Here is a 9,883-nt window from a genome sequence, read left to right as displayed (position 1 = left end):
CTCACCGCCATATTCTAACGAGAAAGCCTGAGCGAAAGTTCAGGCTTTTTTGTTTGCATAACGCACCGACCGGGAGGGAGCCCCTCGACAGCGGCATAAGCTGTCGACCATAATGCCCTCATAAAGATAGGCCAATGCGTAATGCAAGGGAGAAACGTGGCGCGTAAGAAGAAAGGCAATGCCCCGCGGCCAAAGACAGGCCCCGTTAAAGAAAAATCGAATAACCGTTTGGCGAAAATATCGGCATTTTTGGTAGGATCGGGGATTCTCGTGGCGATATTGGGCGCCGCCTATCAGTACTTCGCCGGCAGCGTTTCATTAGCTTTCGTTCAATCCGTCGGAAGAGCCTATGAGTTCCAACTGACAAACGACACGCCTTCGGATCGTACCGTAAAATCCTTCCGCATCATTCCCCCCGACGTCCAGCAAGTGATCTACAAAGTCACCGAGGATGTGTATGCCACCCGCGATGAAAAAGGGCAGATTACCTTGCCGGGCGGCAACCAGAGCTATGTTCCCGCCGCAGAATTTAAAGAGCTTGATGGCCAACGCCTATCCGCGAACTCCTCATTCAAGTTTCGCGTGCCGCCGCTTTCCAATCGCACCTGGATGGCGCCGGAGGCGGCCATCGTCGATATTCGTTATGAAATCGACTCGTCAAACCCTGTACTTGCCGCTATTGAAGGCATATTTAACGTCCTGGGCCTCCACTCCCGCCAGCATACCGTTCGCTACCTGGTCATTGAAAACTACTGGACGCCTTCTCGTTCAAACTCCCTCAACGAGGCGATTCGCATATTCTGCCGCGACAGCGACACGGTGGCGAAGTCAGGCAGTTGCGACAACTTTTGAATCCCCACGGGTAAAGACAAAAAAGCCCGAACGCAAATTCAGGCTTTTTTATCCTCACTGCCCAACCGCTCAGTGGTGCGTGCGCCCCATGGACGCCGGCTGTGCCAACGCGCGGCGCCAGTCGCCCGGCGTTTGGCCAAACTGGCGTTTGAAGCTGCGGTTGAACGACTGCTGTGAGTCGAAGCCGAGCGAAATCGCCACGCTGACGATAGGCTCGCCGCTGTTGGCCAAGCGCTCCGCCGACACTTTCAGTTTTTGCATGCGGATATACTCCCCCAGCGCGTAGCCGGTCTGGCGTTTGAACATGCGCTGCAGATGCCATTTGGAATAGCCCGCTCGGTCCGCCACGGTGTTGATATCCAGTTTCTCTTCCAGATTGTTGTCGATCCACGCCTTCAAATCGGTAATAAAGCCCGTAGTGTTCATGCTGATGCTCCCATCATTCGGCAGGGTCACCCTCTGCCCGATGCACATACGTTGCAACAGTTTCGCTTTAAATGCAATTTTTATTATTGCATTTACCAGAAAGCCGCCACTATACTCCACCCAATTAATGTAACCGATATTGATACATTAATGTGACACCAATGTGTTTCAAAACCTAACGCTGCGCCGCTGTACGACGCAGCCGCCCCCTCGCCGCACGCCGGCGCAGGGGCGAATCCCGGAGAACAGGGCCGGGTATGGGGCCTGACCGCGCTTACTTATCGGAATAAAAATAATGGCAAATCAACCAAACTCATCGTTCAACGCCGGCGGCCGCACGCGCGCCGTCGCTCTGGGCCAGCGGCTCTCCGGGGTGGCGCTGCTGGCCACCCTGCTCGCCGGGTGCGACAACAGCGTCGCGCACAACGCCCCGCCACCGCCGCCGGTGGTCAGCGCCGCCAGCGTGGTGGTCAAGCCCATCAGCCAATGGGATGCCTTCAACGGCCGGGTCGAAGCGGTGCAAAGCGTGCAGCTGCGCCCACGGGTCTCCGGCTACATCGAGCGGGTCAACTACACCGAAGGCGACGAGGTGAAGAAAGGCCAGGTGCTGTTCACCATCGACGATCGCACCTACCGCGCCGCGCGCGAACAGGCGCAGGCGGAGCTGGTGCGAGCTCGCAACCAGGCCGCCCTGGCGCGCAGCGAATCCTCGCGCACCGAGAAACTGATCGGCACTCAGGCCATCTCTCAAGAAGTCTGGGAGCAGCGCCGGTCGTCCGCCGCGCAGGCGCAAAGCAACGTGCTAGCAGCGCAGGCCCAGCTCGACATGGCGCAGCTGAATCTCGACTTTACCCGCGTTACCGCGCCGATTGACGGGCGCGCCAGCCGCGCAATGATCACCGCCGGCAACCTGGTCACCACCGGCGACAGCGCCAGCGTGCTGACGACGCTGGTGTCGCTCGACAAGGTCTACGTCTATTTCGACGTGGATGAAGCCACCTTCCTGCGCTATCAGCAGCAGGGCCGGCACGACGCGCGCCTGCCGGTGAAAGTCGGCCTGGTGGGCGAAGACGGCACCCCGCATCAGGGGCTGGTGGATTTCACCGATAACCAGCTGAACGCCGGGACCGGCACCATCCGCATGCGCGCCCTGCTCGACAACCGCGAGCGCCTCTTCACGCCGGGGCTGTTCGCCCGGGTACAGATGCCCGGCAGCGCCGAGTTCAACGCCATGCTGATCGACGATAAAGCGGTGATGACCGACCAGAACCGCAAGTTCGTTTACATCGTCGATAAAGACGGCAAGGCGCAGCGCCGCGACATCGACGTGGGCCGCATGGCCGAAGGGTTACGCATCGTGCAGAAAGGGTTGGCAAACGGCGATCGGGTGATCGTCGACGGCATGCAGAAAGTGTTTATGCCGGGCATGCCGGTCGACGCGAAAGCCGTCGCCATGAACCCTATCGCCTCCGCACTTAACTAAGCTCCCAGCAGAGACTTCTGACCCATGGACTTTTCCCGTTTTTTCATCGACCGGCCGATCTTTGCCGCGGTGCTGTCGATCCTGATTTTTGTCGCCGGGGCGATCGCCATCCCGCTGCTGCCGATCAGCGAGTACCCGGACGTGGTGCCGCCCAGCGTGCAGGTGCGCGCCGAATACCCGGGCGCCAACCCGAAAGAGATCGCTGAAACGGTGGCCACGCCGCTGGAAGAAGCGATCAACGGTGTCGAAAACATGATGTACATGAAATCGGTCGCCGGTTCCGACGGCGTGCTGGTGACCACCGTCACCTTCCGCCCCGGCACCGATCCCGATCAGGCGCAGGTACAGGTGCAAAACCGCGTGGCGCAGGCCGAAGCGCGCCTGCCGGAAGACGTGCGCCGCCAGGGCATCACCACTCAGAAGCAGTCCCCGGCGCTGACGCTGGTGGTGCATCTGGTCTCGCCTTCCGGCAAGTACGATTCACTGTACCTGCGTAACTACGCCACCCTGAAGGTCAAGGATGAGCTCGCCCGTCTGCCGGGCGTCGGCCAGGTGCAGATCTTCGGCGCCGGTGAGTACGCGATGCGCATTTGGCTCGATCCGAACAAGGTCGCCGCGCGTGGCCTGACCGCCTCCGACGTGGTGAGCGCCATGCAGGAACAAAACGTGCAGGTCTCCGCCGGCCAGCTCGGCGCGGAGCCGATGCCGACGCGCAGCGACTATCTGCTGTCGATCAACGCCCAGGGCCGCCTGCAAACCGAAGAAGAGTTCGGCAACATCATCCTCAAGAGCGGCGACAACGGCGAGATCGTACGGCTGCGCGACGTGGCGCGCATCGAAATGGGCTCCGGCAGCTACGCGCTGCGCGCCCAGCTCAATAACAAGGATGCGGTCGGTATCGGTATCTTCCAGTCGCCGGGCGCCAACGCCATCGAGCTGTCGGACGCAGTGCGCGGCAAGATGGCCGAGCTGGCGACCCGCTTCCCGGACGGCATGAGCTGGAAATCGCCTTACGATCCGACGGTGTTCGTGCGCGATTCGATCCGCGCGGTGGTGGATACCCTGCTGGAAGCGGTGATCCTGGTGGTGCTGGTGGTCATTCTGTTCCTGCAGACCTGGCGCGCCTCGATCATTCCGCTGCTGGCGGTCCCGATCTCCGTGGTCGGCACCTTTGCCGCGCTGTATATGCTGGGCTTCTCGCTCAATACCCTCAGCCTGTTCGGACTGGTGCTGGCGATCGGCATCGTGGTGGATGACGCTATCGTGGTGGTGGAAAACGTCGAGCGTAATATCGAAGAGGGGCTGTCGCCGCTGGCGGCGGCGCACCAGGCGATGCGCGAGGTCTCCGGCCCGATCATTGCCATCGCCGTGGTGCTGTGTGCGGTGTTCGTGCCGATGGCGTTCCTCTCCGGCGTTACCGGCCAGTTCTACAAGCAGTTCGCCGTCACCATCGCCATCTCGACAGTGATCTCCGCCATCAACTCGCTGACCCTGTCGCCAGCGCTGGCGGCGCGCTTGCTTAAACCGCACGGCGCGCCGAAAGATCTGCCGTCACGCCTGATTGACCGGCTGTTCGGCTGGCTGTTCCGGCCGTTCAACCGCCTCTTCGCCAGCGGCTCGCAACGCTATCAGCGCGGCGTCTCCCGCGTGCTGGGCCGGCGCGGCGCGGTGTTCGTCGTCTACCTGCTGCTGCTGGCCGCCGCCGGCGTGATGTTCAAGACCGTACCCGGCGGCTTTATCCCGACGCAGGACAAGCTGTACCTGATCGGCGGCGTTAAGATGCCGGAAGGCGCCTCGCTGGAGCGCACCGATGCGGTGATCCGCAAGATGAGCGCCATCGGCCTGAGCGTGGACGGCGTCACCGATGCGGTGGCCTTCCCCGGCCTGAATGCGCTGCAGTTCACCAATACGCCGAATACCGGCACGGTGTTCTTCGCGCTGGAGTCGTTGAGCACCCGTACCCGCACCGCGGCGCAGATCAACGCCGAGATCAACGCGCGCATTTCACAGATTCAGGAAGGCTTCGCCTTCTCAATCATGCCGCCGCCGATCCTCGGCATTGGCCAGGGCTCCGGCTATTCGCTGTACGTGCAGGATCGTGCCGGGCTGGGCTACGGCGCGTTGCAAACGGCGATCAACACCATGTCCGGCGCCATTATGCAAACGCCGGGAATGGGGTTCCCGATCTCCTCGTATCAGGCCAACGTGCCGCAGCTGGACGCCAAAATCGATCGCGACAAGGCCAAGGCGCAAGGGGTACCGCTTAATGCGCTGTTCAGCACGCTGCAGACCTACCTCGGTTCGTCTTACATCAACGACTTCAACCGCTACGGCCGCACCTGGAAGGTGATGGCGCAGGCCGACGGCCAGTTCCGCGACAGCGTGGAGGACATCGCCAACCTGCGCACCCGCAACGACAAGGGCGAAATGGTGCCGATCGGCAGCATGGTCAGCATCGGCACCACCTACGGTCCGGATCCGGTGATCCGTTATAACGGCTTCCCGGCGGCAGACCTGATCGGCGACGCCGATCCGCGCGTGCTCTCTTCAACCCAGGCGATGGGCGCGCTGACGCAGATGGCCGGCAAGCTGTTGCCGAACGGCATGAATATCCAGTGGACCGATCTGAGCTACCAACAATCGACCCAGGGCAACGCCGCGCTGGTGGTGTTCCCGGTGGCGGTGCTGCTGGCGTTCCTCGCGCTGGCGGCGCTGTATGAGAGCTGGACGCTGCCGCTGGCGGTGATCCTGATCGTGCCAATGACCATGCTGTCGGCGCTGTTCGGGGTGTGGCTGACCGGCGGCGACAACAACGTGTTCGTGCAGGTCGGGTTGGTCGTTCTGATGGGGCTGGCCTGCAAGAACGCCATTCTGATCGTCGAGTTCGCCCGCGAGCTGGAAATGCAGGGCAAAGGCATCGTCGAGGCGGCGCTGGAGGCCTGTCGCCTGCGGTTGCGGCCGATCGTGATGACCTCCATCGCCTTCATCGCCGGCACCATCCCGCTGATCCTCGGCCACGGCGCCGGCGCCGAGGTGCGTGGCGTCACCGGCATCACGGTGTTCTCCGGCATGTTGGGGGTCACCCTGTTCGGGCTGTTCCTGACGCCGGTGTTCTACGTCACCCTGCGGCGCCTGGTGGCACGCAAAGCGCAGCCGCAGACGGCGTAATCACCGTCTTAACATGCAAAAAGGTCGGGCATTGCCCGACCTTTTTTATACATGCGATCCGCGATTATTTACCGGCGGCTTCGGCCTCTTGCTCGGCGGCATATTCCGCGCAGGCGCGCTTGTCGCCCCGCTCCAGTTCGGCCAGCGAATCGGCCACGGTGTGGCGGGCCAGCACCGCAAGCGAGGCCTGCTCGGCCTCGTTCACCACCGATTTGAAATACCAGCAGGCGTTGGCGCTCACCAGGCAGCGGGCCGGCACTTCAGGGCGGGAAGCCCAGATGCGCTTGTCGTCGATCACCGCCAGATAGATGTCCCGCAGGGTGATTTCTTCCGCCGGGCGGCCGAGATGGATAGAGCCGTTTCGGCCCAGGGTGGAAACGATGATGCCGTCTTTGGTCAGCGGGACCATCAGTTTGCGGATAAAGCTGGGGTTGGCTTCCAGAGCGGCGGCGAGGGTGGCGCTCGTCGAACGCATGCCCTGCTTCTCAGCTACGGCGACGCTAAGGACCATTTGCAACGCTGTCGGAAAGCGAAAATCTAACATGTCGTTATCTCTGCGAGACGAAATACTCGGGTTTTACCGGTGCGGCGATTGGCGCCGAACACACCGCTTAATTGCACAATAATATAACAAACGCGGGGGCTTTTTTGAAGTTTTGCCCAGTGATATCGCACGCAGACATTAGAACGATCGCAAATTTTTGGGCAGGCAGAAAACAGAAACCCGCGTCAATGTTAACGCCGCTCGCTTAACCGGGTTAAACGATCAGAACTAACACTGCCCGCGGGCTTAATTCGAATGTGGCGATCAGGCTCTGTTCAGCACCAGCTGGCCGTTTTTATCCAACGGGATTTGCGTGCCCGGATCGTGATCCATGCGGATCTTGCCCTGCTGATTACCGATCTTGTAGGTCACGTCATAACCCAGCATTTTCTGGGACTTGTCGTAGACCGTTTTGCAACGCTGCTGAACGCTGGTGCTGACGTCGTTGTTCTGCATCGCCCCTTGCACCTGGTTGCCGGCATAGCCGCCGCCCAGCGCGCCGACCACGGTCGCCACGTCGCGCCCGCGACCGCCGCCGAACTGGTGGCCGATCACGCCGCCCGCCACTGCGCCCAGCACAGAACCGGCGATGCGGTTTTCATCCTGCACCGGCGCACGGTGCGTAACGGTGACGTTGCGGCATTCCTGACGCGGCGTTTTGATGGTTTCTTTAATCGGCGTTGCGGCGAGCACCTGCGCGTACTGCGGACCGGCAGAAAAGACGTCCAGGCTGGCTACCGCGGCAATCCCCAGAGCGGCAGCGATACCAATCCCAACACCGGCTAACATTGACTTGTTCACAGGAAACCTCCTGAAAGTGTTACCACGCATTTTGTCCGGGGTCTGTGACCGGCTGCACCGCGCTTATTATTTTGCGCATGGGCGGCTTGCGGTATCCCGGTTTACGGCGTGCGCGACGCGCCGTCTGTAAACGAGGTAAAGTCTGCACAATGATTTGAGGGCCCGCAATAAGACAAGGGGACCAAAAATGCGGGAAAACGGCCGTTTCGCCGCTGTTTAGGAGGAATCTTAAGAATTTTACCCATGCCGACGACAGCTTATGCTGAAGAATCAAGCAACCGCCGCCGTTCGCCTCGCGCCGCCATAAAAAAACCCGCGCGGGCGAACCGGCGCGGGTTGGTCGACAAAGGCAGGATCAGTGCATTTTCAGACGCGGGCGGATCACCCGGTTGATGCCGCCTACCAGCATCATCAGGCCGGTTTTGATGTAGCCGTGCAGCGCCACCTGGTGCATGCGGTACAGTGAGATGTAAACGAAGCGCGCGATGCGCCCTTCCACCATCATCGAACCGCGCATCAGGTTGCCCATCAGGCTACCGACGGTGCTGAAGCGCGACAGCGACACCAGCGAGCCGTGGTCTTTATACACATATGGCTTCAGCGTCTGGCCGTTCATCAGCGCCAGAATATTGGTGGCGCAGCGCGAGGCCATCTGGTGCGCCGACTGAGCGCGCGGCGGCACAAAACCGCCGCCCTCTTTCGGGCAGGAGGCGCAGTCGCCGATGGCGAAGATGTTCGGATCGCGCGTGGTCTGCAGCGTTGGCTCCACCACCAGCTGGTTGATGCGGTTGGTTTCCAGGCCGCCGATGTCTTTCATGAAGTCCGGCGCCTTGATGCCGGCCGCCCATACCATCAGATCGGCATCGATGAACTCGCCGCCTTTGGTGTTCAGGCCTTTGGCATCGGCGCTGGTCACCATGGTGTTGGTCAGCACGCGTACGCCCAGTTTGATCAGCTCCTGGTGCGCCGCAGCGGAAATGCGCGGCGGCAGCGCCGGCAGAATGCGCTCACCGGCTTCCACCAGCGTCACGTTCAATGCGCTGTTGTCCAGGCCTTCGAAACCGTAGCTGTGCAGCTGCTTCACCGCGTTGTGCAGTTCGGCGGACAGCTCAACGCCGGTGGCGCCGCCGCCGACGATGGCGATGTTGACCCGCTCTTTTTGCCCCGGCTGCGCCGAGAACTTCAGGAACAGGTTGAGCATTTCGTTGTGGAAGCGGCGCGCCTGATGCGGGTTATCCAGGAAGATGCAGTGCTCTTTCACGCCCGGCGTACCGAAATCGTTCGAGGTGCTGCCCAGCGCCATCACTAGGATGTCGTACGGCAGTTCGCGCGCTGGCACCAGTTCGCCGCCCTGCTCGTCGCAGATCTGCGCCAGCTGCAGCGTTTGCATCTCGCGGTTGATGTTGGTCAACGACCCCAGTTGGAAGCTGAAATGGTGGTTGCGCGCGTGCGCCAGGTAGCTGAGCGCATCCACGCCGTCATCGAGGGAACCGGTCGCCACTTCGTGCAGCAGCGGTTTCCACAAATGGCTGTGGTTGCGATCCACCAGCGTGATCTCCGCTTTGTTCTTGCGGCCAAGTTTATGGCCCAGGCTGGTCGCCAGCTCCAAGCCACCGGCGCCGCCGCCAACAATAACGATTTTCTTCTTTGGCGTTGTCAAAATAACCCCCTAAATGTGAACCATTTGTTATTCCAGGGTAAATAAATAATATCCTTAGAATACATAGGGTTCGCTTAAAATAAATCGGCTCTCTGAGGCCAGAATAACATGCGAGGTTATTTGGTCATACCAAAATTGACGTACATCAAATTTTTTTGGTTAAAGGCTGGACGCGGGGATTTTTTGGGGATTGTGATTCAAATAGTTAGCGCTGAGTCACAGTTTTAAATTTTGCCGATTGCCACGAAAAACTTTACCTTGGCGTACAAAAAAGCCGCACTTTCCGTCGGTACAAAACGGTGGGCGCGGCTCGCGGCGGCGTTATGAAACTGTTAACCCAGCGCCTTAAACGCCTTGATCCGCTGCAGATGGGGTGAGATGTTTTTGAACTTGTGCGTCTGCTGTTCATCCCAGACGATTTCGTAGTAGTGATGCAGCAATTCGGCGCTGCGCCGGTTATCCAGCACCTCGTCGTGCCGCGACAGCACCACCAGACAGCGGTCGCGGTTCTTCTCGCGGAAATCCTCCACGCACTTGGTGGCAATATCGCGATACTCTTCCGGCCGGTCTATCTTGCCGTGCATGTGCTCTTCCGGGTACAGATTGGGGTTGAACATCGCCTGGCGAATGCCGCACAGGAAGCCGATGCGCTCCGCCCAGAAGCCGCCGAGGCCAACCCCGCAGATCAACGGGTGCGCGTCGCCGCCCTGCTGCACCGCCTTGTCCACCTCTTTCAACAGATGCTGCATGTCGTGACGCGGATGCAGCGTGCTGTAGCTGATGAAGCGCACGTCCGGATCGATAAACTGCAGCTGTAACACCTTTTCATGATTGCCGGGACTGGTGGAATCGAAGCCGTGCAAATAGATAATCATGTGGATCCTCGCAACAAGCCAAGGGCCGCGGGCGCGGCCCTCATCATTTCCGCTCTGCGCCGCGATGCGGCGCC

Annotated in this window: 8 protein-coding genes; 3 read left to right on the top strand and 5 right to left on the bottom strand. The window is 60.6% G+C overall.

The window, feature by feature from the left end; all coding sequences use genetic code 11:
* Positions 1-156: 156 nt before the first annotated feature.
* Positions 157-852: a hypothetical protein gene (locus QOL81_RS14900; protein WP_139159341.1), complete on the top strand. Its 696-nt coding sequence runs from the start codon at positions 157-159 to the stop codon at positions 850-852.
* A 69-nt stretch (positions 853-921) separates the two neighbouring features.
* Here the strand turns inward: QOL81_RS14900 and QOL81_RS14895 are convergent, their stop codons facing one another.
* The gene (locus QOL81_RS14895; protein WP_004928813.1) at positions 922-1,278 is read right to left on the bottom strand and encodes a helix-turn-helix domain-containing protein; all 357 of its coding nucleotides are present in this window, start codon (positions 1,276-1,278) and stop codon (positions 922-924) included.
* Positions 1,279-1,573: 295 nt separating this feature from the next.
* Here QOL81_RS14895 and sdeA point away from each other — a divergent pair, with 295 nt between their 5' ends.
* Positions 1,574-2,761, top strand: coding sequence for a multidrug efflux RND transporter periplasmic adaptor subunit SdeA (sdeA, locus tag QOL81_RS14890; protein WP_197757993.1), 1,188 nt, complete (start codon positions 1,574-1,576; stop codon positions 2,759-2,761).
* Positions 2,762-2,785: 24 nt separating this feature from the next.
* On the top strand, positions 2,786-5,929 hold the full coding sequence (gene sdeB, locus QOL81_RS14885; protein ID WP_070914782.1) for a multidrug efflux RND transporter permease subunit SdeB: 3,144 nt from the start codon (positions 2,786-2,788) through the stop codon (positions 5,927-5,929).
* Positions 5,930-5,993: 64 nt separating this feature from the next.
* Here the strand turns inward: sdeB and QOL81_RS14880 are convergent, their stop codons facing one another.
* The 4 genes from QOL81_RS14880 to ycfP form a co-directional block, all read right to left on the bottom strand.
* Positions 5,994-6,473: an RrF2 family transcriptional regulator gene (locus QOL81_RS14880; RefSeq protein WP_015377469.1), complete on the bottom strand. Its 480-nt coding sequence runs from the start codon at positions 6,471-6,473 to the stop codon at positions 5,994-5,996.
* 264 nt (positions 6,474-6,737) lie between these two features.
* Positions 6,738-7,274 carry a glycine zipper 2TM domain-containing protein gene (locus QOL81_RS14875; protein WP_168166356.1) on the bottom strand — a complete coding sequence of 179 codons (537 nt, stop codon included), beginning with the start codon at positions 7,272-7,274 and terminating at the stop codon, positions 6,738-6,740.
* Positions 7,275-7,629: 355 nt separating this feature from the next.
* Entirely contained in the window at positions 7,630-8,934 is a 1,305-nt protein-coding gene (locus QOL81_RS14870; protein ID WP_072627812.1) for an NAD(P)/FAD-dependent oxidoreductase, read from the bottom strand.
* Between the two features lie 332 nt (positions 8,935-9,266).
* On the bottom strand, positions 9,267-9,809 hold the full coding sequence (ycfP, locus tag QOL81_RS14865; RefSeq protein WP_033638056.1) for an alpha/beta hydrolase YcfP: 543 nt from the start codon (positions 9,807-9,809) through the stop codon (positions 9,267-9,269).
* Positions 9,810-9,883 lie beyond the last annotated feature (74 nt).

This window comes from Serratia sp. CC22-02, from assembly GCF_900182895.1.
Lineage (GTDB): Bacteria > Pseudomonadota > Gammaproteobacteria > Enterobacterales > Enterobacteriaceae > Serratia > Serratia nevei.
This window is presented reverse-complemented; position numbering and strand designations above follow the sequence as displayed.